Source organism: Pedobacter cryophilus (genome assembly GCF_005116455.1).
GTDB lineage: Bacteria > Bacteroidota > Bacteroidia > Sphingobacteriales > Sphingobacteriaceae > Pseudopedobacter > Pseudopedobacter cryophilum.
Genome location: NZ_SWBP01000006.1, coordinates 176,082 through 202,565, shown reverse-complemented (window position 1 = coordinate 202,565; position 26,484 = coordinate 176,082). Strand labels below are relative to the sequence as shown.

General features: G+C 31.6%; 18 protein-coding genes and 1 tRNA gene. 10 read left to right on the top strand and 9 right to left on the bottom strand.

Going from position 1 to position 26,484, the window contains the following annotated elements; genetic code table 11:
- Positions 1 to 10: 10 nt before the first annotated feature.
- Positions 11 to 4,879 (bottom strand): putative type IX secretion system sortase PorU2, encoded by a 4,869-nt coding sequence (gene porU2, locus FA046_RS15465; RefSeq protein ID WP_136827437.1) that lies wholly within the window; start codon positions 4,877 to 4,879, stop codon positions 11 to 13.
- A gap of 82 nt (positions 4,880 to 4,961) precedes the next feature.
- Between porU2 and purL the strand changes: the two genes are divergently transcribed.
- Positions 4,962 to 7,184 carry a phosphoribosylformylglycinamidine synthase subunit PurL gene (gene purL, locus FA046_RS15460; RefSeq protein WP_136827436.1) on the top strand — a complete coding sequence of 741 codons (2,223 nt, stop codon included), beginning with the start codon at positions 4,962 to 4,964 and terminating at the stop codon, positions 7,182 to 7,184.
- Positions 7,185 to 7,350: 166 nt separating this feature from the next.
- Here purL and FA046_RS15455 read toward each other — a convergent pair whose 3' ends face one another.
- From FA046_RS15455 to FA046_RS15445, 3 genes are read right to left on the bottom strand one after another with little or no spacing between them, the layout of a single operon-like run.
- Positions 7,351 to 7,716 carry a response regulator gene (locus tag FA046_RS15455; protein WP_136827435.1) on the bottom strand — a complete coding sequence of 122 codons (366 nt, stop codon included), beginning with the start codon at positions 7,714 to 7,716 and terminating at the stop codon, positions 7,351 to 7,353.
- Positions 7,713 to 8,993: a PAS domain-containing sensor histidine kinase gene (locus tag FA046_RS15450; protein ID WP_136827434.1), complete on the bottom strand. Its 1,281-nt coding sequence runs from the start codon at positions 8,991 to 8,993 to the stop codon at positions 7,713 to 7,715. The genes FA046_RS15455 and FA046_RS15450 overlap by 4 nt, the downstream gene beginning before the upstream one ends.
- Before the next feature lie 38 nt (positions 8,994 to 9,031).
- Positions 9,032 to 11,989 carry a chemotaxis protein CheB gene (locus FA046_RS15445; protein ID WP_136827433.1) on the bottom strand — a complete coding sequence of 986 codons (2,958 nt, stop codon included), beginning with the start codon at positions 11,987 to 11,989 and terminating at the stop codon, positions 9,032 to 9,034.
- A 368-nt stretch (positions 11,990 to 12,357) separates the two neighbouring features.
- Between FA046_RS15445 and FA046_RS15440 the strand changes: the two genes are divergently transcribed.
- Genes FA046_RS15440 through fbp form a run of 3 tightly spaced genes read left to right on the top strand, consistent with a single transcriptional unit; the run spans position 12,358 to position 14,619 of the window.
- A complete protein-coding gene (locus tag FA046_RS15440) occupies positions 12,358 to 13,071 on the top strand; it encodes a tRNA1(Val) (adenine(37)-N6)-methyltransferase (protein ID WP_136827432.1) in 714 nt (237 codons plus the stop codon).
- On the top strand, positions 13,071 to 13,565 hold the full coding sequence (locus FA046_RS15435; protein ID WP_136827431.1) for a metallophosphoesterase family protein: 495 nt from the start codon (positions 13,071 to 13,073) through the stop codon (positions 13,563 to 13,565). The genes FA046_RS15440 and FA046_RS15435 overlap by 1 nt, the downstream gene beginning before the upstream one ends.
- Positions 13,566 to 13,599: 34 nt before the next feature.
- Positions 13,600 to 14,619: a class 1 fructose-bisphosphatase gene (fbp, locus tag FA046_RS15430; RefSeq protein WP_136827430.1), complete on the top strand. Its 1,020-nt coding sequence runs from the start codon at positions 13,600 to 13,602 to the stop codon at positions 14,617 to 14,619.
- A 39-nt stretch (positions 14,620 to 14,658) separates the two neighbouring features.
- Here the strand turns inward: fbp and rnhA are convergent, their stop codons facing one another.
- Entirely contained in the window at positions 14,659 to 15,132 is a 474-nt protein-coding gene (gene rnhA, locus FA046_RS15425; protein ID WP_136827429.1) for a ribonuclease HI, read from the bottom strand.
- 149 nt (positions 15,133 to 15,281) lie between these two features.
- Here rnhA and FA046_RS15420 point away from each other — a divergent pair.
- A tRNA-His gene (locus tag FA046_RS15420) sits at positions 15,282 to 15,355 on the top strand.
- Between the two features lie 300 nt (positions 15,356 to 15,655).
- On the opposite strand, the gene sucC is transcribed toward FA046_RS15420, so the two are convergent.
- Positions 15,656 to 16,846: an ADP-forming succinate--CoA ligase subunit beta gene (gene sucC / locus FA046_RS15415; protein ID WP_136827428.1), complete on the bottom strand. Its 1,191-nt coding sequence runs from the start codon at positions 16,844 to 16,846 to the stop codon at positions 15,656 to 15,658.
- Between the two features lie 143 nt (positions 16,847 to 16,989).
- Here sucC and FA046_RS15410 point away from each other — a divergent pair, with 143 nt between their 5' ends.
- From FA046_RS15410 to FA046_RS15395, 4 genes are read left to right on the top strand one after another with little or no spacing between them, the layout of a single operon-like run.
- Positions 16,990 to 17,640: an ABC transporter ATP-binding protein gene (locus tag FA046_RS15410; RefSeq protein WP_136827427.1), complete on the top strand. Its 651-nt coding sequence runs from the start codon at positions 16,990 to 16,992 to the stop codon at positions 17,638 to 17,640.
- A 9-nt stretch (positions 17,641 to 17,649) separates the two neighbouring features.
- Positions 17,650 to 18,348 (top strand): hypothetical protein, encoded by a 699-nt coding sequence (locus tag FA046_RS15405; RefSeq protein ID WP_136827426.1) that lies wholly within the window; start codon positions 17,650 to 17,652, stop codon positions 18,346 to 18,348.
- 1 nt (position 18,349) lies between these two features.
- Positions 18,350 to 18,955, top strand: coding sequence for an HAD hydrolase-like protein (locus FA046_RS15400; protein WP_136827425.1), 606 nt, complete (start codon positions 18,350 to 18,352; stop codon positions 18,953 to 18,955).
- A gap of 60 nt (positions 18,956 to 19,015) precedes the next feature.
- On the top strand, positions 19,016 to 20,587 hold the full coding sequence (locus FA046_RS15395) for a S41 family peptidase (protein ID WP_136827424.1): 1,572 nt from the start codon (positions 19,016 to 19,018) through the stop codon (positions 20,585 to 20,587).
- A 75-nt stretch (positions 20,588 to 20,662) separates the two neighbouring features.
- Here the strand turns inward: FA046_RS15395 and FA046_RS15390 are convergent, their stop codons facing one another.
- From FA046_RS15390 to FA046_RS15380, 3 genes are all read right to left on the bottom strand, one after another.
- A complete protein-coding gene (locus tag FA046_RS15390) occupies positions 20,663 to 21,583 on the bottom strand; it encodes a M20/M25/M40 family metallo-hydrolase (RefSeq protein ID WP_136827423.1) in 921 nt (306 codons plus the stop codon).
- 87 nt (positions 21,584 to 21,670) lie between these two features.
- Positions 21,671 to 25,207: a chromosome segregation protein SMC gene (gene smc, locus FA046_RS15385; RefSeq protein ID WP_136827422.1), complete on the bottom strand. Its 3,537-nt coding sequence runs from the start codon at positions 25,205 to 25,207 to the stop codon at positions 21,671 to 21,673.
- A 298-nt stretch (positions 25,208 to 25,505) separates the two neighbouring features.
- Positions 25,506 to 25,694, bottom strand: a complete 189-nt coding sequence (locus tag FA046_RS15380) for a hypothetical protein (RefSeq protein WP_136827421.1) — start codon at positions 25,692 to 25,694, stop codon at positions 25,506 to 25,508.
- A 212-nt stretch (positions 25,695 to 25,906) separates the two neighbouring features.
- On the opposite strand from FA046_RS15380, the gene FA046_RS15375 reads away from it, so the two are divergent.
- Complete coding sequence (locus FA046_RS15375; protein WP_136827420.1) at positions 25,907 to 26,479, top strand: RNA polymerase sigma factor; 573 nt, start codon at positions 25,907 to 25,909, stop codon at positions 26,477 to 26,479.
- Positions 26,480 to 26,484 lie beyond the last annotated feature (5 nt).

Here is a 26,484-nt window from a genome sequence, read left to right as displayed (position 1 = left end):
TCTAAAAGTGTTATTTCATAAGGTAAATTTTACCCATATTATTTTTAAATAATGTGTCTCCAGAAGTGTTTCTGTGTTTGATTTCAGTAGCATTTGAAATATCTACTCTGTAAAAATATACGCCATTAGCTAAACTATCTCCAAATTCATCTGTACCATCCCAAGTAAAATCTGAAATATTATTACCTATTTTAATTGAACCCAGTTCTTCTTTGGATATTACCCTAATTATTTTGCCGCTAGCGTTGTAAATCATAATCTTTATTTTATCCGGAATTTTTAATCCCGTTAGGGTAAAGACAAATTTCATGGAATTAACTACAGGGTTAGGATAGGGGTAGAAATTCGAAATGCTAGAGTTATTAACAACTTCAAAGTCTATAACATAATCATTCTGATTAAAGTTACCTGTTACATCTTTCCCTTTAACTTTTAAACTATGAATTCCATCTGGTAGTAAATCGGGTCTAAATTCTACTTTTGATGAATTGTTTTCTGCAGTTGCAGATGGGGTGAAACTTAATAAACTGCTAGAATAAGCTATCCTTTTATAATCATTTTCAGATTCTTTTTTTAGGTAAATATCCAAATTGGTAGTGTCATTTAATAAGAGGAATTTATTATCATCGATATTTGTAATGGCAATTACTGGTTTAGGAGATATTATTTCACCATTAATAATAGATTTTCCATCAAACAGCACATTTATTAATGATTCTTTACTGTCTTTAATAACTTCAAATTCTTTTTGTAATGTATTATTAAAAGTATATAAATCTTCATTAGAAGAGTTTAATTGAAGTTTTAGACTATTTTTCCCAACTAAATTTCTGGTGCTTTCTTTAAAGTATATACTGGTGTTTTCTCCAACAATAATAGGTGCTAAATTGAAGTTTTTAATACTAGTTTGTCTGTTAGGGCCAGTAAGTTCTATAGAGGCTTTAACAGAATCTGTAGGGTAAATGTATATGTTTGATAATGAAACTGTGAATTTTAAACTGTCACCTTCTGCAATCTTTTCTGAATGAAAATTAAATAAATGATCAGGGTTTACACTAATTTCTGAAAAAGGTTTATAAGCAATATTCCAATATTTAAGTTTTGGAAATTTGTAATTTACTTTATTGTAAATGTTTGATTTTAGCTTAATAAATGGATATTCTTTAGCATTTATGTTAGTGATACTAAATTCATCATCAACTATATTACTAATCAATATGTTTTCTAAACCTTGTTTATTAACTCCAATTAAGTCGTAGTTAATTATATCAGAAGTGCTTTTGTTAAAATTTATAGATACATTTTCCCACTCTTTAGCTGGTCCTATCAATTCTGATTTAATGCTTCCGTACCCAAGTGGAAAAGGTAGATCTAAAAAATGTTGTAGGGATTGTGACCTTGCGGGAATTTGAGAGGTGTAATCAGCAGTAAATTCTAAGGCACTTCCTGATGGACTATTTTTTGTTCCCCAAAACATATAAGGTTCCCCTTTATTTATTAATTCAAATTTGCTTAAGCCAAATAATTTCAATGCATTTTTTGCGGCTAATGGTAGGGCGTTGATAGTGGCATTAGTGCCGTTAAAACCTATTACATGATAGTTATCTGGAATTTGATTAATAAATCTAATTAATGAATCTACCTGCACCGGATCATTGATATTCCAAAAGTATTGCCCTGTATAGCCATTAACTAAAACAGGTCCGTTAGTAGAATTAAAAGGACTGGGATAGCTGAAAAAAATTCCAGGAATAAAATTACTCATTGCTGCAAGAGTAAATCCTTCAAAAGCAGAATTACTAAAAGAAATGGATTGAGTTGTTCTAAATCTTTTTTCATTTGGCGAAAGCCCATCATCACCTTCAGTATATATTGATGTTGGATAATAAGTTTTTGTGAAATCAAAATTTCCAGTTTGGTTATCAAAAACTATATTATCTAATGTTACATTTTTTAATTGCGATTGATGGGATTGGCTAAATCCATCAGCAACAGCTGGTAAATAAGTAAATGAAGAAAGCGTCCAATTACCCCCTTTATCCATAGGTAAATTTAATTTAGCTCTCCAAAAATAAACCTTGCCATTCTCAAGATTAATATTAGGCGTCCACTCCGGAAATATATTTGCTACAATTATATTTGATGTTTTTTTAAGTCCACTATTAAAATCTGCCGTAGTATCTATTTCAAACAAATATTCAGCACTTTTTGTAAATAAATTATCTGGTTGAGCTTTAAGAACGAGCCTGTTTTGTGAAAAAATGCCATTGTTTATAGGGAAAATATTTTTAACGCCATTTCCGGGTAAAAATGTCTCCAAAGTAACTTGATTGTTTTGTTCATTTAACTCTAAAAATTTATTATCGTCATCTATTTTAACGCTAATTTTATTTATTCCAGCAACATTAACACCTATGTTAGATAGACTAATAGAAATTGTATCGGTATTAAAAACTGGTTTAATCTTAAAAACAGGTATGGATACAGTTGAGTTATCTGGTAAAATTCTATTAATTTTAATACTCAAGCTATCATTAATAGTCTTACCTAGATTTTCAATTTTTAAATTGAGTTCTAAAGTTTGAGCAGTAGCATTTTGGTTAGCTTGTTTAAGATATAAACTGGAAGCTTCAATGTTAAAATCGGGTTTTTCTGGAGCATAAAATTTCAGGGTTGGATCTCCTAAAAAGATATATTGGCTAGTATGTGCTCTGTTTAACTTGTCATTTTGATTTTGAAAGGTCTTCAATCCTTCTTTTATACCTGTGGCTATGGATGACCCATAAAATCTCTTAAACCAATTATCATGATAGCTGGCTGATGCATTGCCTAAATATGAAGCAACTCCTTGACTTGTGGTTCCTATCCATCCAACAGCCCCTAAGTTTTTTCCAATTATAAATTCTTCCCCTAAAGATTTAGTATTGGTAAAACAAGCTCCTGTGCTGCATCCATTTACTAAATAAATGGTAGGTTTTTCTTTGTTCTGCTGGTCGGTTAATTTTCCAAATGAAATTTCCGTACCTGTGGCAGAGCCATGTCCAAAATAAGATAAAAGGGCAATTCCATCTCTTGTTTCATTTATAATTCTTTCGGTTAGGTTTTCTGTAATTGGTGTAGATACGTTTTTATAGATTTGTGATCTGAAAGCTCCAAAGGATTCAAGATTAGAGTTTTGATGAAATCTATTTTGATAATTTACAAAACTGGTCACTTCAGAAATTGTTTTCCCACCAGTAGATTGAAGTAATTTTTTTCTCCAAATCTCTCCATTTAGATTCCTATAAGTTTTTAATTTATTCAAGTAATTTTCAACTTCTTCGTTATTTTTAGCAGGAATTCTTCCTGTAGCTAAACCAGGTTCTAAATTACTCCCATTTAATCCAGAAGTAATCATATTGTCACTTGCTGGAAAGCCAAAAGTTGGAACCAAATCCATTGTAATATTTTGTTTAGCAAGTTCAAATCCTTTTCCAAGTAGTAAAAGATATTCAGGTTTAACATTCCCATTTTCAATCATAAATTTGCAATAATTTCTTAATGCCATCGGGTGATGAAAACCATAGTAAAATTCATTGTATAAATCGTCAGTTAAAACTATTGATGTTGGCATCCCAATAGACTGGTTATATTGTTGATATGCTGTTGCTCCAGTATTTAATGCACTATTACTAATAATTAAGTAATTATTGGAAGTTGACGAGTTAATGTTTTTGAAGGCGAAGTCATTTAAGACAATATCTTTTGCTAAGGTTTGATCAACTAAATAATAATTTGTTGTTGTTGATGTATTATTTATAACAAATTGAAGTCCGTTAGAGACTGATGGGGTATAGAGATTTAATCCATTCTTTTCTAAAAGTACAGGAGTTGTAATACCAGCGTTTATGAAATTTAATAAAGCTGAAGTCTTGGTCTTATCTAAGCCGAAACTTAAATTCTTTAATCCATTTATATTAAAATTTCTACTGTAGCTTACTTCTAAATATCCTAAAGCTTGAAAATCTGTAATTGCACCTAAATCATCAACTGATGAAATCATAATGCTGGAATTATTATTATTAATGTTAATAGGAATTGTTTTTCTAATTGTTGAATATCCTCTATATAAAGAGTCAAATAATATAGAAGTACCTAAACTTATTCTAAAATGATGGTTATATCCTAAACTATTACTTGAGGCGGAATTAGATCTTCCAGCAATATATACAGATAATTGAGGTTGGTAGGATGATATCATCGTAAATTCAGATGTATTCAACTGATAATTATCGCTTTGACCTTTAGATATTGTTGGTCCTAAGTATCCTTCACCTTCGTTGTATTCAGAAAGACTCATTGCATCTAAAATATATTCACCAGGATAATAATTTGATGTAAAGTTGATTCTACTTTTTGTAATGAGATATGATTCTGGACTTAAACCCGTTGTACTTTGATTTCTCTCATTATATCTCAAACCATTTTTTGATAAATTATAAGTGAGAAAATAATAATTATCATCAGTAAATAAACTTACATCTTCATTTGGTAAATCATTTTGGTTATTATATAGAACCCTGTCTAAACTCGCATCATTCTTATTTCCGTAAAAATAAATGACATCACCTTGGTTAAACACTCCGTCTTGAGAACCTGTAATTAATAAAGGTATTTCTATCCCCTTATTAAATAGTTGAAAATTAGCCGGATTCAAATTTCCGTTTACAAATCCTTTGGCAGAAATAGCATCAAAGCTTATTTTGAATAAACCTTCTTCTGAGATAGTAATTTTGGAATATTTCTGAGAAAAGTTAATCCATTCATTGCCATAAGTTTGGGAAAATGATTTTGTAGAGAGAATCAGAAGAAGAAAAAATATACTTATTAATCTTATCATTTATTATAATAGATGTTAAATGGTTTTCGCTAACTGATTTGAATTTATAACTTTGAATTTAAATTCAAATATAATAATAGCATTGGAAACTAATCAACTTACCACCCTAGAAACTGCAACTGAATTAGGTTTAAGACCAGAAGAATATGATCGAATTAAAGAAATTTTAGGTAGAACACCTAATTTTACTGAACTTTCTATCTTTTCTGTGATGTGGAGCGAACATTGTTCCTACAAAAATTCTATCACTTGGTTAAAAACTTTACCTAAAGACGGACCACGTATGCTGGCTAAAGCTGGTGAAGAAAACGCCGGAATGGTTGATTTAGGCGACGGGATAGCTTGTGTTTTTAAGATAGAATCTCATAATCACCCATCTGCTTTAGAGCCTTACCAAGGTGCCGCAACCGGAGTAGGAGGCATTAATAGAGATATTTTTACCATGGGAGCGAGGCCAATTGCGCAATTAAATTCGCTACGTTTTGGTGATCCTAATCATCCAAAAACACAATGGTTAATTAAAGGTGTGGTAAAAGGTATTGGCGATTATGGCAACGCATTTGGAATTCCAACCGTTGGTGGCGAAGTGTTTTTTGATGAATGTTATCATGTTAATCCTTTAGTAAACGCCATGTCGGCGGGTATTGTAAAAGTAGGAGAAACTGTTTCTGCAACCTCTTACGGAGTAGGAAACCCAGTTTATATCGTAGGCTCTGCTACCGGTAAAGACGGAATTCATGGTGCTGCATTTGCCTCAAAAAATATTACCGAAGATTCTATTAATGATTTACCGGCTGTACAAGTTGGAGATCCTTTTCAAGAAAAATTGTTGCTAGAAGCTTCTTTAGAAGTCATTAAAACAGGTGCCGTTATTGGTATGCAAGATATGGGAGCAGCCGGAATCATTTGCTCTAACTCAGAAATGAGCGCAAAGGGTGAACACGGTATGCGTATTGATTTAGATAAAGTTCCAACTCGCCAAAAAAACATGTTGCCTTTCGAGATTTTATTGTCAGAATCACAAGAGCGTATGCTAATTGTGGTAGAAAAAGGTAAAGAAGCATTGGTTGAAGCCGTTTTTGATAAATGGGATTTAAACTGTGCTATAATTGGAGAAGTAACTGATACGCAGCGTTTAGAATACTATATGAATGGCGAATTGGTTGCAGATGTGCCTGCTGATGATTTAGTTTTAGGAGGTGGAGCACCAGTTTATCAACGCGAATATAAAGAACCAGCATATTTTAAAGAGTTCCAAAAGTTCAATATTAATGCCGTTAAAGAGCCCGAAGATTTAAAAGCAGTAGCTTATCATTTAACATCTCATCCAAATATAGCTTCAAAAAGATGGGTAACTACCCAGTATGATTCTATGGTGGGTACAGCCAATATGGTTACCAATAAACCTAGTGATGCAGCAGTTGTAGCCATAAAGGATACCGAAAAGGCTATTGTTTTAACGGTAGATTGTAATGCTAGATATGTAAATGCCAATCCAGAAATAGGTTGTGCAATTGCAGTTGCAGAAGCTGCTCGTAACATTACTTGTGCCGGCGGAGAGCCTGTTGCCATCACCAATTGTTTAAATTTCGGAAATCCTTATGTACCCGAAGTTTATTGGCAATTTGTGGGTGCAATTAAAGGAATGTCTGCTGCATGTACCAAATTTGAAACCCCGGTTACTGGTGGTAATGTTTCTTTTTATAACCAATCATCAGATGAAGGACCGGTTTTTCCTACGCCAACTATTGGAATGTTAGGGGTAATGGATGACATTAAAAACATGATGACTTTAGATTTTAAAAACGAGGGAGATTTGATTTATCTAATCGGCGAAAGCCAAAATGATATTGCATCTTCACAATATTTAGCTTCTTTTCATAAAATCACTCAATCTCCAGCGCCTTATTTTAATTTAGATAAGGAATATGATATGCATCAAGTAATTAAACTACTGATTCAAAATAAATTAATTCAATCTGCTCATGATGTGGCTGATGGTGGCTTATACATCGCATTATTAGAAGCAGCTATGCCAAGGCAATTAGGTTTTGAAATAGAAACGGATAGCGAGTTTAGAAAAGATGCTTTCCTTTTTGGAGAAGCACAAGGTAGAGTAGTGGTTTCTGTGAGTCCAGAATTGCAAGAAACTTTTGTGGAACTAATGGCTACTACCGAAACAGATTTTAGTTTGTTAGGAACTGTAAATGCCAAAGGTTTAATAATAGATGAGGAAATTTTTGGACAAGTAGAAGAATCAAAAAATGTTTATGATAATGTACTTCACGGCATATTAGGAGAATAAGATTTTTACTTTAATACCATTTTTAGAAAAGCAGGGTTATTCGTTCTTTTGAGCAGATAGTCCTGCTTTCTGCTTTAGTCCCCAAAAAAAATGGGGAGCTACCGCTGCCAATCAGGTTTATTTTACTTAGGTTATTGCTTTTTAACTTAAAAGAACAAGCGAATATTTATTTTGGCAGCCATTTATTTATTTTTTCAATCAATTCATCCTGCTCAAAAGGTTTAGTAACGTAATCATTTGCCCCTAAGCCTAATGAATATTTTATTTCCTTTTTCTCACTTATGGCCGAAATAAAAATAAAAGGGATTTTAGCCGTCAACTCATTCTTTTTAATTTCAATAAGAAATTCATGACCATTAATTACAGGCATCATAATATCACACAGAATTAAATCTGGCAGTCTTTCTTTTAAAGCGTTAAGCCCTTCTTTTCCATTGTTGGTCTCTATTACTTCAAAGCCATTTATAGTTAATATTTCGGCAATATTATCTCTCACCAACGGATTATCCTCTAGCAATAAAATAGTTTTCATAGTGTGTTATTATTTATTGGGAATTGGATTGTAACTGTTGTTCCCTTGTTTATATTGCTGTTTATTTCAATAGTTCCACCTATTAAATCTAAATATCGTTTAACAATTATTAGTCCTAATCCTGTACCAGGAATATGCAAGGCGTTTTGAGCTCTAAAAAATCTGGTAAATAAATTCTTTTGTTCACTTTTAGATATACCAATGCCATTATCCTTAACTTTTATTAAAACTTTATTTTTACTAACTTCTGTAAACATATCAATTTCTGTTCCCTCAATAGAATATTTACTAGCGTTTGATAGCAGATTTAAAAGTATAAATTGGATAATTTTAAAATCATGGTTAATCACTTTGTTTCCAATGTGTATATAATTTATGGTTTGATTTTTTTTAATTAATAACCTAAATCCGTCTAAAAAATCTTCACAAGATTCAGGCAAATTGAAATTTTCTTTTTTAATTTCTATTATTCCGGTTTCAATTTTTTCAAGCGATAGAAACTCATCAAGTATAATGGTGAGGTCGTTAATTGATGATTTTATTCTATTTAAATGCTTTTCTATTCTGTTTTCTTGAGGCAATAATTCTTTAAATTGTTCTATTATAGAAATACTAGAAAGCATAATAGTTAAAGGTGTTCTAAATTCATGAGAAGCCATAGTAATAAACTTTGATTTCATTTCATTTAGTTCTTCGGCTTTAGCCAAGGCTAATTCTACTTGGTGTTCATGCTTTTTTATTTCAGATATATCACTTACCATAGAAAGTAAATGTTTGAATTTTAAATTCTCATCTTTAATTACTGTACTGGTAATTTGGGCAGAAAAAGTGTTTTTATCTCCTTTTTTTATTTCACAACCTACTTTCTGTAGACTTTCGGTTTTCATCACCAAATTTCTATGCCTATAAAAATCATCTTGATTGGCTTCGCCACTAATAAAATTAGAGAAATACTCACCAACTATTTCAGATTTAACGTTCGCTAATTTTTCACAACCTCTTTTATTTACATTTTTAATGATACCATCTTTATCTAAAATAAAATACCCAACAGGGGATAACTCAAATAACTCTTCAAATTCTTTGAGCGCATTTTTGAGTTTAGATTGAGTTTTAAGAAGTTCTTCATTTTGCATAGAAAGCTCAATCTCATGAACGTTTAATTCATGTTCGAGCTCTGAAATTTGATTTTCATCTGAAACTTTATTTTTCAGCTTTACTTTATTTTCAGCTTTTTTTCTTAAACCTGAAAGATATTTTTTATCTGTTTGTTCCATTTTCTAGTACAAGGTAAAAAATGAGTACTCTTTATATTTTATTTTATTGATTTAGATACAATTAACTCTTGCCATACACCAACAATATAAGCAGGTTTTCTATTTTCAATTTCAACATATCTCATGTAATTAATAAAAGATTTGTATTTGCCATCTGCACATTTCCATCTAAATTCGAGATCATAACTAGCTATTTTTTTTATATCATTAAATGTATCTAATATTTTCTTTTTATCGCTAGGATGAATTCTGTTTAACCAAAATGATATGTCTCCCGTAAATTGCTCTGGTAAAAAGCCGGTAACTTTTTCAGCACTGTTTCCTACAAAATCAATTTTAAGATGTGGGTCGTTAATACAAGTGTAAGGAACGGCTGGTAAATTTTCCATGATCAAAGTCAAATGCTCATTACTTTTCTTCAGTTGCTGTTCAACTTTTTTCTGTTCAGTAATTTCTACTAAAGTAACCAGTACTCCCTCAATAATATTATCAGCAGTACGGTAAGGTATAATACGCATGTAATACCAAGCGCCATCAATAGCGTTTACCTCTATTGATTTTACAGCGAGTGTTTTAAGTGCTTCTTTTACATCTTCAGCCAAAGATTTATAGTAAAGATTAGAGGCCAGTTGCGTTACCGGCCTATCAATATCTGAAGGAATAAGGTTAAATATTTTTGTTGCGGCAGGGGTAAACCTTTTAATTTTTAAATCTATGTCTAAATAAATGGTAGCAACTTCTATACTTCTTAATAAGTTGTTTAAATCATTATTAGATTGTGATAATTGATCTATTTTATCAGTTAACTCTGTATTTACGGTGGTTAATTCTTCATTTACAGATTGTAACTCCTCTCTTGATGTTTCTAATTCTTCATTAGTGCTTTGCAATTCTTCATTTGAGGATTGAAAATCTTCATTGGCATTTTTTAAATCTTCATTAGAAGATTCTAACTCATCTATAGCAATTTGTAAATGTTCTCTTGTAATTTTTAATTCTTTTTCTAGTTCACTGGCAACAAGTTTTCTTTTACCGGTTTTTGAGGCTACTTGTTTGGTTATTGGTTTTTCTACAGATTCAAATATGATCATCAAAGTGCCTTTATCATATAGTTTGCTATACAATGGCTTCACCTTTAAGTTAATTGTTTTAAAAAAATCGCCAACTATAACTTCAATTCCGTCTTGTTTAATTTCAATATCGTTAGTTCTTGATTTTGCAATGGCGTTTTCTAAAGAAGATCTTAAACCTTTTTTGGCCATTTCTAAAATATTAAATCTTGCAATACCGCTGGGTGGTTCAAGGTATAAACCAGTATTGCCAGAAAAATAAAGGGCATCGTTGTTTTTATCTATAATTACTGAAGGTGGTGCATATTGTTCTATCAAAATTTTATCTGTTATGCCAGAAATGTTTGTTTTTTTTCTTGTCCCCACAGTAAAAGGTTCTGCTAAAAAGGCTTTGTTTTCAGTAAATTGAAGTTCATTAATCAATCCTGGTTTGCGAGTTGGTATATCTTTTCTCTTAAAAATCTTTACATTTTTATCAAAAACATCAAATAAATCGCCGTATTCGCCAATGCTTTCCGAAGTGCCTAAAAGTAAAATACCATCAGTATTTAAACTGTAGTGAAATACAGGGATAATTTTTTTCTGTAAATCGCTGTTAATATAAATCAATAGATTTCTACAGCTAATCATATCTAATTTAGAAAAAGGAGGATCTTTAATTAAGTTATGATGTGCAAAAATCACCATTTCACGTATTTCCTTTTTTACCTGATAGCCATGTTCTTGCTTTAAAAAGTATTGTGATAAAAGCTCGTCATCAATATCTGCTTTTATGTAATCAGCGTAAATTCCGTTACGAGCAAAGTTTACCGCATCTTTATCAATATCTGATGCAAATAATATCACTTTTATGTATTGGTTATTTTTTTTTAAGGCTTCTTTAAATAATATAGCTAAAGAATAAGCTTCCTCACCGGTAGAACAGCCGCAAATCCAAACTCTAAGTTCTTGCTTAGGAGCGCAGTTTTTTAATAAATATGGAATGGTTTTTTCTGCTAAAATTTTAAACACCTCTTTATCTCTAAAAAAAGAAGTCACTCCAATTAAAAAGTCTTTGTAAAGTATAGTCACTTCATCAGGGTTTATCTGTATAAAACTGATATAATCATCTATAGTATCAATTTGATCAAGTAACATTCTTTTATTAATTCTTCTAATAATGGTGTTTGATTTATAATTAGAAAAATCATATCCAGTTTGATTCTTTATAATAAAAAAGATTTTATTTAATTGATTTTGAAGTTGATCACCTAATCCTTTATCGGTAGTTGTGATGGTAGAACTATTTTTTTTGATGTAGTTAACCAGTTTTTTAGCCATATCTTCAGGCGAGAGGATAAAATCGGCTGCATTTGCACTAATGGCGTTGTTAGGCATTCCAGAGAATTGTGCCGTTTTTGGATCCTGAACAATGGTAATTCCGCCTTCAGCTTTTATTTCTTTTAAACCCAAAGCCCCTTCAGTACCTGTGCCCGATAAAACAATACCAATAGCTTTATCTTGTTGATCAACCGCTAAAGAATGAAAAAAAGAATCAATAGGCCTTCTTTTTGGCCTTTCTTCTGAAGGTTCAATTAGCAATAGTGTTTTGTTAATTATTCTTAAATCTTTATTAGGAGGGATTACATATACATGGTCTTGGGTTACTTTTATTTGATCACTTATTTCTACCACAGGCATTTTTGTATGTTTCGCTAAAAGTTCTGATAACAAACTTTTATGGGTTGGATCTAAATGCTGTACAACAATAAATGCCATCCCATTTTTAGGTGGTATTTGATTGAAAAAAAGTTTTAACGCTTCTAACCCACCTGCAGACGCTCCAATTCCAACAATAAATAGATTATTGCTTAAATGGGAGAGGGTGTTTGTTTTTGCAGATTTAGATTTTTTTGTAACGGTTTTTTTAGGGGTAGCTTTTTGCACTAATTTAGTTTTTAGTAAAAATAATTAATAATCTATTCTTAAAGGCATTTTTAAGTATTTTATTTCAGTTAAATCAACTTCATTACTCATATAAGCAGGTTTTGTGGTTAAATATTAGAATGGTTTTAAATGATATTATTGATTTTTTTTATTTGGAATCTATCATTTCTAAGAGATAATTGCGTTTTATTTTTTCAATGTTTTGTTAAGCTAAACGCGATTGAGGTTTTGTTCGAATTCTTTTTAATGGCTTTTCGCAAATAAAAAACGAGTACCAAAAGCGGGGCAGTCAGAAGATTTTAGTGTTGTTCTTGCTTTCAAAAAAATGAAATTGTTTAATAGCTAGGTTTTTATTGGTAAATTTGAATATGTCTGTTTTCCGTTTTAAAGAGTTTGAGATCGATCAGGAAAATTGTCCGATGAAGATAAATACGGATGGTGTTTTGCTAGGCGCAATGGCAGATGTGCTTCATGCAAAAGAAATTTTAGACATAGGCACAGGCACCGGGATAATAGCTTTAATGTTGGCACAAAGAAATTTAGAAGCAACAATAAATGCATTAGATATTGATTTTAATGCATTTGTAAAGGCCGAATTTAATTTTAGAAATTCATTATTTCACGAGCGATTAACTGCTCTTCATACAGGATTTAAAGAGTATTTTGATTTAAACCCACTTAAAAAGTATGATTTAATTGTCTCTAATCCGCCTTATTTTTTACATTCATTACAATCACCAAAGGCCGAAAAAAATATTTCTAGGCATACAGATGAACAGTTTTTTTTAGATCTTTTACGGATAGCCCAGTATCATTTATCAGACAATGGTACTTTAGAATTGATTGTGCCAGTTGATATTTCTCTAATGTTACAAAACTTAGCATCTGATTTTAAATTACATGTGAAAAAATGTATTAAAATTAGATCTTACGAAGATAAAGCTACTATAAGGCACATTATTAGTTTTAGCAAGCAAGAATTACCTGAAGTTTGTTTTCATGATTTTTGTATCTATGAAGGGCAAGGAGTTCATTCTTTAGCCTATAAAACTGTTTTAAAAGACTTTTTCATCATATTTTAATGATTAAAATTGGCTTATTATCAGATACACATAGTTATTTAGACGATGCAGTATTTAAATATTTTGAAGACAGCGATGAGATTTGGCATGCTGGCGATTTTGGGAATATAGAACTAGCAGATCAATTGGCAGCCTTTAAACCTTTAAGGGGCGTTTACGGTAATATTGATGGAAAGGATGTAAGAGCCACATATCCAGAGCATTTAAAATTTAAATGTGAAGAGGTTAACGTTTGGATGACTCACATAGGAGGCTATCCGGATAAATATTCAAGTAATGTGAAGCCAGAAATTTACACTAAGCCGCCAAATCTTTTTATTACGGGGCATTCTCATATTTTAAAAGTTGTTTTTGATAAAAAAATTAATTGTCTGCATATAAATCCTGGTGCAGCAGGAAAATATGGCTGGCATCAAAAAAGAACTTTAATCAAATTTTGTATTTCTGAAAATATAATTCATACTTTAGATGTCATAGAGTTAGGGGATAGATAGCGTAAAAAATACACTAAGTAAATTTAAACAAAGCGTGATTACATTAGGACAATTTATAATTAAAAAACAATCAGACTTTCCATACGCAAAAGGCGAGTTATCTAGGCTGTTAAGAGATATTGGGATTGCAGCTAAAATTGTTAACCGAGAGATTAATAAAGCAGGTTTAGCTGATATTTTAGGTGACTCTGGAGTGGTTAATGTACAGGGAGAAACCCAAAAGAAATTAGACGTTTATGCTAATGAGCAATTTATTTCTGCTTTAAGTAGTGGAGGAGAATGCTGTTTAGTAGCATCAGAAGAAAATGAAGAGGTTGTTTTATTAAATACTGATGTTTCTAAAAACGCTAAATACGTTGTAGCTATAGATCCTTTAGATGGTTCTTCAAATATTGATGTAAATGTTGCCGTTGGCACTACATTTTCTATTTACCGAAGAAAATCTACTGATGGTAATGGTGTTTTAGAAGACATTTTGCAAAAAGGTACGGAGCAAGTTGCAGCTGGTTATGTAATTTATGGTTCATCAACTATGTTGGTTTATACTACGGGTAAGGGCGTAAACGGGTTTACCTTAGATCCTTCAATTGGTGAGTTTTGTCTTTCTCATGCGGATATAAAAATTCCTGAAACCGGAACTATCTACAGCATTAATGAGGGAAATTATGTTCATTTTCCAGAAGGGGTAAAAAAATATATTAAATATTGCCAGGTAGAAGATGATGCTACACAAAGACCTTATACTTCAAGATACATTGGTTCTATGGTTGCAGATTTACATCGTAATTTAATTAAAGGTGGGATTTATATTTATCCAAGTACAGCTAGTGCACCAAAGGGGAAATTAAGATTAGTTTATGAGTGTAATCCACTAGCCTTTATTATTGAACAAGCTGGCGGTAGAGCAACTAACGGTTATGAAAGAATTTTAGATATTGACGTAACCGAAATACACCAAAGAGAATCTATTTTTATTGGCTCTACCAAAATGGTTTTATTGGCCGAAGAATATATGGCGCAATACTCTCCTAAAGAAATTTTAAAGGTGAGTTAAGATCTTTTTTTTATTATTGATTAATTATCAAGGCCAGAATTACAATAAATTCTGGCCTTTTTTGTTTTCTACTTCAAACACACTGTCTATTTCTAACGTTTTGCTTTTGGCGGCCATTACAGCCATTTCATCACATCTTTCATTCTCAGGGTGACCAGCATGACCTTTTACCCAAACAAATTTAACCTGATGTAATTTATAAGCTTGTAAAAAGCGAAGCCATAAATCTTTATTCTTTTTTCCGGCAAAACCTTTTTTTACCCAACCAAAAACCCATTTTTTTTCAATAGAATCTATTACATATTTAGAATCGGAAAAAATGGTGACGGCCTGGTTAATATTCTTTAAGCTTTCTAAGCCCACACAAACCGCCATCAGTTCCATTCTATTGTTGGTAGTTAGTCTAAAACCTGCTGATAATTCTTTATAATGATTTCCTGATTTTAAAATTACAGCATAGCCACCAGGACCTGGATTTCCGCTACAAGCACCATCAGTGAAGATTTGGATCATTTGCGAAGATATAAATTTAGATTATTAGGGAAAGTATAAAATTTTATTGCGCATAGAATCAGGGTACTACAAAAGTATTGCGAGTATTTTTTTAAAATATTTGATAAATCAGCTAATTAAATTAATTTTGCAATCCACAATAACAAATGGCGGTCGTAGCTCAGTTGGTTAGAGCACTGGTTTGTGGTGCCGGGGGTCGTGGGTTCGAGCCCCATCGTCCGCCCTTTTAAATCGTTCAGTGAAAACTGAACGATTTTTTTGTTTTGTGAGGTTTTCAGCTACGAATTCACGAATGAATACTAATAAAATTGAAGGAGATTTATTTATTTATCAATTTTTAATTCGCAAAAATTGGTGCGTTAGTGGCAATAAATTAATTTCAAATCGGATAATCCGAGGATTATCCCTACAAAAACCTTCCTCTAGTCATTCGTGAAAATTTGTGCATTCGTGGCAAAAAAAGGTCACAAAAAAACCTAAGCCGTTAAGACTTAGGTTTGATATTTCGATTTAAATAAAAATCTTAAGCTAAAACTTCTGAAACTAAATCAGCAGCTTCTTTCAATAAAATTGCCGAGAATACTTTTAATCCAGATTCGTCAATTAATTTTTTAGCTTCTTCAGCATTTGTTCCTTGTAAACGAACAATAATTGGTACTCTAATGTCTCCAATTTCTTTGTAAGCATCAATTACACCTTGTGCAACTCTGTCGCAACGTACAATTCCACCAAAAATATTAATTAAAATAGCTTTAACATTTGGATCTTTTAAGATGATGTTAAAAGCCGCTTTAACAGTTGTTGCATTTGCAGTACCACCAACATCTAAAAAGTTTGCAGGCTCACCACCAGCAATTTTAATGATATCCATAGTTGCCATTGCTAAGCCAGCTCCGTTAACCATACAGCCAACGTTACCATCAAGCTTAACGTAGTTAAGGTTAGATGCAGAAGCTTCAACTTCAGTTGGGTCTTCTTCGTTGGTGTCTCTCATAGCAGCATAATCAGGATGACGGAACAATGCGTTATCATCTAGACTTACTTTGGCATCAACAGCTAAAATTTTATCATCAGATGTTTTTAAAACAGGATTGATCTCAAACATGGCAGAATCTGTAGCTTCATAAGCTTTATAAAGCGCAGCTATAAATTTAGTCATGTCTTTAAAAGCATTACCAGATAAACCTAAATTGAAAGCAATTTTACGGGTTTGAAAACCTTGTAAACCTACTTTAGGATCAATTTCTTCTTTAAAAATTAAATGAGGTGTGTGTTCTGCAACTTCTTCAATATCCATTCCACCTTCGGTAGAGTACATAATGATATTTTTACCCGAAGAACGGTTTAACAACACAGAAACATAAAATTCTTTAGTTTCTGAAGCACCTGGATAATATACATCCTGAGCTACTAAAACTTTACTCACTTTTTTACCTTCGGGACCGGTTTGTGGAGTAATCAATTGCATACCAATAATATCAGTTGCTCTTTGTTTTACTTCATCTAAGTTTTTAGCCAATTTAACACCACCACCTTTTCCTCTTCCACCAGCATGAATTTGTGCTTTAATCACAACCCAGTCAGAATTATAATCTTCTTTAAGTTTTTTTGCCGCTTCTACAGCTTGTTCTGGGGTATCGGCTACAATACCTTCCTGTATGCGTACACCAAAACTTTTTAGAATTTGTTTACCTTGATATTCGTGAATGTTCATGTCGTAAAAATTTGTCGTGAAATTACAAATACACAACTATAAATGAAACCTTATTGCTAAATAATTTATTCATTTTTTGTGATGATGATGATTTGGGCTCATAAGCTATAAACTTAAGCTAATTCTTTTCTTATTTTTGGGACATGCTAACAGCAAAAAACATCAAAAAAAATTATGGCGACTTACAAATCCTTAAAGGAGTTGATTTAGAAGTTAAAAGGGGCGAAGTAGTGAGTATTGTAGGAGCATCTGGGGCTGGAAAAAGCACTTTATTACACATCATAGGTACTTTAGATCAACCAAACGAAGGAAAAGTATTTATTAACGATATCGATGTTACAGCATTAAGTTCTAAAAGTTTAAGTGCTTTTAGAAACAAACATATTGGTTTTATATTCCAATTTCATCATTTATTACCCGAGTTTACCGCTTTAGAAAACATTTGTATTCCAGCTTATATCGCTAAAAAAAGTAAAAGTGAAGCAGAGTATAAAGCATTAGAATTATTAGATATTTTAGGATTAAAAGATAGAGCCCACCATAAGCCATCGGCACTTTCTGGTGGCGAGCAGCAAAGAGTGGCTGTTGCCAGAGCATTAATTAATCAACCAGATTTGATTTTAGCTGATGAACCATCAGGAAATTTAGATTCTTACCATGCCAGAGAATTGCATCAATTATTTTTTGATTTAAGAGTAAGGTTTAACCATACTTTTGTAATTGTGACTCATAATGAAGAGTTAGCAGATATGGCTGATAGGAAAATTACAATGAAAGATGGTTTAATATTTTAATCCTAGATTTTGAAAGTTTTAATTACTTCCGCAAAACAAGCTTGTAGCTTTGAGCTAGCTTACCTATTAAAAGACGAAGAAATTTTATTTGGTGAAAACCATTATCCTTCGCCTAAATTCCCATCTGTAAACAGCCCATCATTGGCTCATGAGTTATTGAGTTTTTGTCTTGATTTTGAAATTGAGCAAGTTTATGCTGTTAGAGCAGGAGAATTAAAATCTTTATTAGAAGCAAAAATTCTTTTTGCTGAGTTTGGAATAGAAATTATAGGTTCTAATTTTATTTATGATGATGCTGACGCACAAAGCGAAAGCTATGCTAACTTTTCTTCTAAATTATTGGCTTCAGGATATCCAAATCAGAAGTTAGCCATAGGGCAAACTAATTTTAATGGAGATTTAATAGTTATAAATGATGAGCAAAAAGATTTTAATTGGGTTTGGAGTAAATTGAATGAGCTTTCTTTTACTCAATTAGGTAAATTGTTTAATCAGCCTAATTTTGAGATTTTAAGTATTTATACCCTACAAGAAAATCTACAACTTATAAATGTTCTGATTTTAAATAGTCAGCTACGTTTCACAGCATCATTACCTTCTAAAATTATGGAAACAGTTAAAACCAAACTTCATCATGAAGCAAATGGCTTCTATCAAGTTTACTTATCAGGAGATAAAATTTTAAGAATTAAAAACGTTGCTCACTAAAATGTTATCAATTACCAATATCCCATCTCATAAAAAGGCAATTATTTTTGAATTAGACAATGTTCTCATTCCTCAAAAAGATTATGATTTACAGGTTTATTATTTATTTGCAAATTTTATAGAATACCTAGAAGCTTTTCCTGAGAGTAAAGATGTAATTGATTTTATGAGTAAACGATATGAAGTTTACGGTAATGAAAACATGTTTAAAGAGGTTGCTGTAACCTTTGGAATTGATCAAAAATATCAAGAAAATTTAGAACTTCTTTTTAGCAATGCCAAATTGCCTTTAAAGCTGTTATTATTTAAAGAAGCTTTATTGTTATTACAGGAATTGGTAGTAGAAAGGAAACAAATTTTTATACTTACAGCCGGAAATCCTAAACAGCAACTCAATAAAATTACTCAAACCGAGTGGAATGGCTTAGAGAAATATCTTAAAGTTTATTTTGCCGATGAATTTAATCCTAAACCATCAATAGAAAGTCTGGAATATATTTTGAAGGAAAACAATTTAAACAAAGAGGATGTTTTAATTGTTTCTAAAACAGAAAATGATAGGGTTATGGCGCTTCGTTACGGAATAGATTATATAGCCGTAAGTTAAAGAAATAGCTGAAATAAAAACTCCAATTTACCGTTTTACGTTACTGTTTAAAAGCACTTTATGAAGAATATATTATTAAAATTAACCATAGCTCTTTCTTTATCTTCCATTATATTTTCTTCTTGTAAAAAAGATAAAATAGCAACACCTGTAATAGCATCAGGCAGCAGAAGCGATCTCACCAAAGACTCCATATTTGTATACGCTAAAGACGTTTATTTATGGAATGATGCTTTACCAACTTATGAAGCATTTAATCCAAGAAAGTTTAATTCTTTATCTTCTAATCTAGCTAATTTTAACGCCGAATTATTTGCCATTTCGCAGATAAAAATTAATCCGGTAACAAATAAACCATACGAATATTCATTTGATGATCCAACTTCTCCAAAATACTCTTACATAGAAGATTTAGTTGCTAGTGGTAAATTAATTTACAATAACAGTAGCGAAAGTTCGGTTGGTTTAGACGGGGAAGGTGATGATTTTGGCTATTCATTAGATTTAGTTGGAACTAACGCCAGCTACAAAATTTATTTTGAATATACCTCTCCAGGTTCTCCATCTGCTTTGGCGGGCTTAGGCAGAGGAGATGATATTGATGAAATTAACGGTAGAAAAATTGGAACTAATTTCTCTGCAGATCAAACTTTTATCAATAACGCTATTAACGCAAATACAATTTCAATTGCGGGTTTAAAAACCAACGGATCAAGGTATAGCGTAACTTTAAATCAAACAAAATATACCAGTAGTCCTATATATAAAGATGCAATTTTAACGGTAGGTAATAAGAAAGTTGGTTATTTGGCTTACGCCAGATTTTCTGATTCAGACAATTCTGAAGCAGCTTTAAATAACGTGTTTTCTAAATTTGCCACAGCAGGAGTTAGTGATTTAGTGATAGATTTAAGATACAACGGTGGCGGTTATGTAAGTACTGCAGAACATTTGATTAATTTAATTGCACCATCAAGTGTAAACGGAAAAGTGATGTTTTCAGAGGCTTTTAATTCTTCTTTACAAGCAGGAAAAACAGGCATTCTTAAAAATCAGCCCATAAGAGATCAAAATGGAGATTACGTGTATTTTAATGGAAGAATAGCAACTTATGCAGATGAATCTTATACCATTGCCAGTAATACATTCAATTTTGCAAAAAAAGGAAGTTTAACCAACGTGAGTAAAGTTGTTTTTATCACTACAGACAGAACAGCATCAGCCAGTGAATTGGTAATCAATAGTTTAAAGCCTTATGTTGATGTGAAAATTGTAGGCTCTACTACTTATGGTAAACCAGTTGGGTTTTTCCCAATTAGAATTGATAAGTATGATGTTTACATGTCTATGTTTTCTACCACAAATTCTTTAGGGCAAGGAGATTATTTTGCAGGCTTCACACCTAATTCAGCAAAAGCTGATGATATCACCAGAGATTTTGGTAATCCTGCCGAAATTAGTCTTTCAGCAGCTTTATCTTACATTAACACAGGTATGTTTACTTCAAGTTCTACTTCTCAAACCATGAGTATTAATGGAAAAAGCACTTCGCCAACAGCCTTAACAATTAAAGAAATTTATAATCCTTACAGTTTTAAAGGGATGATTCACTCTCCAAGAAGATCAAGATAGATTTTGTTTTTTAAGAGAGTGTTAACAAAAAAGGAGAGCAATTGCTCTCCTTTTTTGTTGCTAAAATAATTTCTACTAATTCATAATCTGGTTATCCCTCATTATTTTTTGCAGAGAATAATTAGCGTCTATATTTTTAATAATTTCTAGAATAGATTTTACGGCACCCACATAAAATTCTTGGTTAATATTCTTGAATTCGTCTGTTTCTTTGTGATAATCTGAATGATCTTCTACACCAAAATAAATAAAAGGGATTTTTTTAGCAAAAAATGACCCTTGATCGCTTTGATAAGTCCAATCATCATTTCCTAATTTGGGGTCATCATGGCCAAGCAATATTTTTGGTTGGCTGGTTTTGGTAAAAATGTATTTTTTAAGTTCGGGAAAATGAAAAGTTCCAGCGGCATACAATTCATTTTTATCATTATGTGCAATCATGTCCATATTGATGTTAATTTCTATGTTTTTTAAATCAACTGGAGGGTTGGCAACAAAATGTTTAGAACCTTGCAAACCCATTTCTTCCGAATCAAAAGCTACAAAAATAAGCGTATGATTTGGTTGATGTTTTGAGAAATATTCGGCGTAAGCCAAAACAGCACACACTCCAGAAGCATCATCATCAGCACCATTATAAATTTTCCCGTTAATAATTCCTAAATGGTCATAATGAGCAGAAATCACCATAACTTTATTTGTTTTACCTTCAATATAGCCTACAATATTATTCCCAACAAGTGTTTCTTTATTTCTATTGGTTACAGAGAAAACCTGCTTGTAATTTGGATGATATGATTTTAAACCCAATTCCTTAAATCTTTTAATAATCATTTCAGCTGCCATGTCAGCACCTTTTGTCCCTGTTTTTCTGCCTTCGTACTTATCGTCAGAAAGTTCTTTTAAATCATTTAACACATTAGTTTGATTTATTTTTTGAGAACAACTGGAGATAAATAAAACTGCTATTAAATATGGAATGAGTTTTTTAAACATGTTTTTAAATTTAGAGATGAGTATTTCTTATAAACTATTTATTGTTAACGATATTACATTTAAATCTTTAATATGATGCGCTATTTCTTAAGCAACTTCTCTTAAATCTACAGCTACCACTCTAGAAACGCCTTGTTCTACCATGGTTACGCCATAAATAATATCTGTGCTGGCTATAGTTTTTTTATTATGAGAAACCACAATGAATTGAGATTGACCAGAAAAAGTTCTGATAATATTATTAAACTTATCAATATTGGTGTCATCTAAAGGTGCATCAACCTCATCAAAAATACAGAATGGTGCAGGTTTTAAAAGATAAAGGGAGAAAAGCAAAGCCGTAGCTGTTAAGGTTTTTTCACCTCCAGATAACTGATTGATAGACAAAGGTCTTTTTCCTTTTGGACGGGCAATAATATCAATATCAGATTCTAATGGTTCATTAGGATTGGTTAATATTAAATCGCAGCTGTCTTCATCATTAAATAAGGAACGAAAAACTTTCATGAAATTTTCTCTCACCATCACAAAAGCAGTCATAAACTTTTCTTTAGCAGTATCGTCTATTTCTTTAATGGTTTGCATCAGCGAAAGCTTGGCCTCGGTAAGGTCTTTCTTTTGATTTTGAATAAAAGTGTAACGATCTTCCATTTCTTTGTAAGCCTCCATTGCCATGGGGTTAATCGCTCCAAAATCATCCAGATTTCGTTTAATTTTCTCTATTTTTTCTTTTACCTCTTCTTCGTTATCTTCTTCAGAAGGCTCGTCATCTAACAAATCTTCAATATTGATACTGAATTCTACAGAAAGTCGCTCTTTTAAGGAGCTCAATTCTAATTTAAGCTGATTCTTTTTGTCTTTTAATTCGGTGCTCTGTAAATCAAAAAGTTCTCTGGCTTTTCTAAGTTCACTTAAGCTGCTTTCTAAATCGTTAATGATATTTTTGCTTTCATAATAGTCTTTTTCAGCTTCCAGAACTGCCTTTTCCATTTCTTCTTTTTGAGCATACATGGCTAATAAATCATCATCATTATGATCTACATGTTGCACAATTCCTAAAATATCAGCTTTAGTTTTCTCTAATTCCGACTGATTTTTTAGTACCCTAATTTCCAGACTTTCTTGCTGACTTTCTCTGTATTCTAAATCTTTATCTATACCGCTGACTTTGTTTTGTTGCTGATGAAATTTTAGATTTTCGGTATTGTAAGCGGATGATTTAACAGTTAAAAACTCACTTAATTCGGTATAAGATTGCTGTTGATTTAATAATTGAACATCTAAATTTTGTTTTTGAAGCTTCAACTCCATTATTTTAGGCGTAAGGTCAATTAATGAATTACTAATGCTGTTGAGTTTGTTTTCAATATCTTGTTTACGATTCTGACTGTTTTGTATAAAAGCCAAATATTGCTCTTGTTTAGTTTTAACCGATATAAATTCGTTTTGTAAAAGTGTGGTGTCTTTCTCCAAAAGCTGTATCTCCTGATTTTTTGAAGCTGCTTTTAAGGATGCAACTTTAATGGTTTGCTCTTCAATTTGAGCTTTTAAACTTTTAATTCCTGTTTCAAGCGTTTTTATAGATTTTGTGAGATTATCTAAGTTTTTAGCTCTTCCAATACGCTTTCCTTCAAATAAACCTACCGAACCACCAGATAAAGTATAATTAGTTTTATAAAACTTACCCGAATTACCTATTAAAACCAAACCATTAGGTAAATCTTCTGTATTTAAGTTTTTTTCTTGTTCATCATTCACTAAAAAAACATTTTGTAAAAGATGTCTGCTTAATAACTGATATTTCTTTTCGGTTTCTACCACCTCTAAAGCAGGAATGCCGTAATCTATTTTTAAAGGTTCGGTAAATGTTTCTGTGTTAATTCTATCTAAAATAAAGAAATTGGCTTTCCCTCTTGATGCATTGCTTAATAATTTAATGGCATCAATAGCGTCTTGATAGGTTTCTACCACATAATGATTCATTAAAGGCTCTAAAAAATTCTCTATAGCTATTCTAAAATCTTCCTTGCAAAAAAGAATATCAGAAAGGAGTGGAGCATTTTTATTCCATTGTGCATTTTTCTTTAAAAAACGGATCGACTCGGGGAAACCTTCCAAATTATCTACTAAACTTTTGGTTAAGTTAAATTCATTTTGCTTAGCATCAACTTTTCTTATAGATTGATTTAATTCATCTTTGTTTGCGGCAAGCGTTTCTTCGGTATCTATTATTTGCTGTTTTAAATCTTCTTCCTGGCTTTGTAAATGTGTTAAAACGTGTTTTTTAGTTTCTATTTGAGTTTCTAATTTAATAACAGCAATGTTAAATTCATTTAATTCGGTTTCCCTGTTTACGGTATCTTCAATATTTCGGCGACTTTCTTGTGTGAGGGCTTCTTTTTGGATAGAGAGGATGTCAATTTCCTTTTCAGATTGATATAATTGAGTTTGTAATAGCGTGTTTTGTTTTTGTTGAGCATCTAAATTGGCTTTCACCGATTGTTGCTGCAAACGAAGTTCATCAACTTCTTCTTTTAAATCTTGTAAACTTAAGTTAAGCCTGTGCAGCAATTGCTCTTCTTGTAAATGATCTTCATTTAACCTTTTAATGTTGTAATGAACATGCTGCAATTGATTTTTATCTTTTTCTAATTCTTCGCTTAATCTGTTTTCTTTATCCTGTAAAAATCGTAATTGCTCATTTTTAATCTTTTTCTCACTTTCATAAGCCCTAATTTTAGAAACAAAATCATTGGTGGCTTTTTGCTGATTAGATAGATTTTTTTCTTTGGTTAAACTATTGAATTTGTGTTTTTGAATTTCGGCATCTAAGCCATCTAACTTCACACTCACGGTGTGCCTAGCGGTATTTTGTGCTACTTCTTGCTTTTCTAAACTATTTAAAGCGGTTCTAAAATTTGATATTTTGAATGATGCCAACACCAAACTCAATATTTTGTATTGCTCTTTTAACCGGTAATATTTTTCTGCTTTTTTTGCTTGATTTTCTAGTGTTTTAAGGTTTTTCTCAATTTCAAACAATAAATCTTCTACCCGACTTAAATCTGTTTCGGTGTCTTTTAGTTTGCTAAAAGTTTGTTTTTTGCGGAGTTTATATTTAGAAATACCCGATGCTTCTTCAAATAAGTTTCTTCTGGAGCCTTCTTTATTTGCAATAATTTCATCTATCATTTTTAATTCAATGATAGAGTAGGAGTCGGCACCAATTCCGGTATCTAAAAATAAATCTGTAATGTCTTTTAAACGGCACAATACATCGTTTAATCTGTATTCAGATTCCCCGGTTCTGTACAGTTTACGAGTAACCGTAACGCTAGAAAATGCAGTAGGTAAAATGTTTTTGGTATTGTCAAAAGTAAGGGAGACTTCGGCAAGGTTGGCTGGTTTTCTAGTTTTTGTACCATTAAAAATGATGTTTTCCATTTTCTCTGACCGTAACATCCTAGTACTTTGCTCGCCAAGCACCCAGCGTATGGCATCAACCACATTTGATTTCCCGCAGCCATTTGGACCTACAATAGCGGTAACACCCTCATTAAAATTGATGGTGATTTTGTCTCCAAAACTTTTAAAACCTTTTATTTCAAGCTTATCTAGCTGCATTTATACATCAACAATAGAGCGCTTAAAGTAAGGATTTTTGCTTAAAGCAGAAAGAATTTAGATGCCTCTTTTGCGAAATTTTATAGGTTGGAAACGTTAATAGCAGCAAAGGTTTGGTTATCTAAACCTGATGGAAGTGGATACCGGCCTTTTGTGGCTAAGGCTTTGTGCAGTATGAACAAACAGTGGGACTGTTGTTGTTTTGAATGAAGGAATTTGCTTTTCTAAAAAAAAAATATAGATCAAAAAAAAACCACTATCAAAAGATAGTGGCCTTAAATCTTTTTGGGATTTAAAATTACATTGCAGCAGTAGTATCAACAGCAACTGAATCTGGAGCAACTGAATCAATTGCAGAAGTATCAACTGTTATAGAATCCATAGCAGCTGAATCAGCAGTTTCTTCAGCTGGTTTGTTAGAGTTACAAGCAACTACTGATAATGAGATAGCTAAAGCAAAAAATCCGAATTTTAATAAATTTTTCATGTTAATTTCTTTTTTATTTTGTGATTAATTACTGGTTAATACCTAAAATTTAAAAAGGTAACCCTCAATACTTGAATTTTTTTTAAAAAAGGTGAAATTTTATTTTTTGGATTGAATTTTGGATAATAATTTGAAATTATTTAGATAATAATGCAGTTTAAATTTTTTTTTACGGAGAAAGGGTTACAATTTAGCGGAAATAGTATTAAGAAGTGAGTAACAAGATAAACGATTCTAAGCCAACAGATAAGGAAATCATTTTAGGCATCCTGAATAATTCATCTGCTACACTTAAATATCTTTATAAAACTTATTTTCCAATGGTCTTACAATTGATCATTAATAACAACGGAAATGAAGATGATGCTAAAGATGTTTTTCAGGAAGGAGTTTTAGTTCTTCATGATAAAATAAAAAGTGGAGATTTTGAATTAAGTAGTAAGCTTAAAACATTTTTATACTCGGTATGTAGAAGGTTGTGGTTAAAGAAGCTAAATCATAAAAGTAGATTTAGTGGTGGAGATATTAAAGATTACGAAGATCATTTTCAGGTAGAGCAAGATGTAGAGCAGCGTGAAGAAAAAGATCAGCAGTTTTTATTAATGAATAGTGCTTTACAAGAGTTAGGTGAACCTTGCAAAACTATTATTGAAGATTTTTACATTCATAATAGTTCTATGCAAGACATTTGCGAGAAATTTGGTTATACCAATGCAGATAATGCCAAGACTCAAAAATATAAGTGTCTTCAAAGGCTAAAGAAATTGTTTTTTAGTCAAAAATAAGAAAT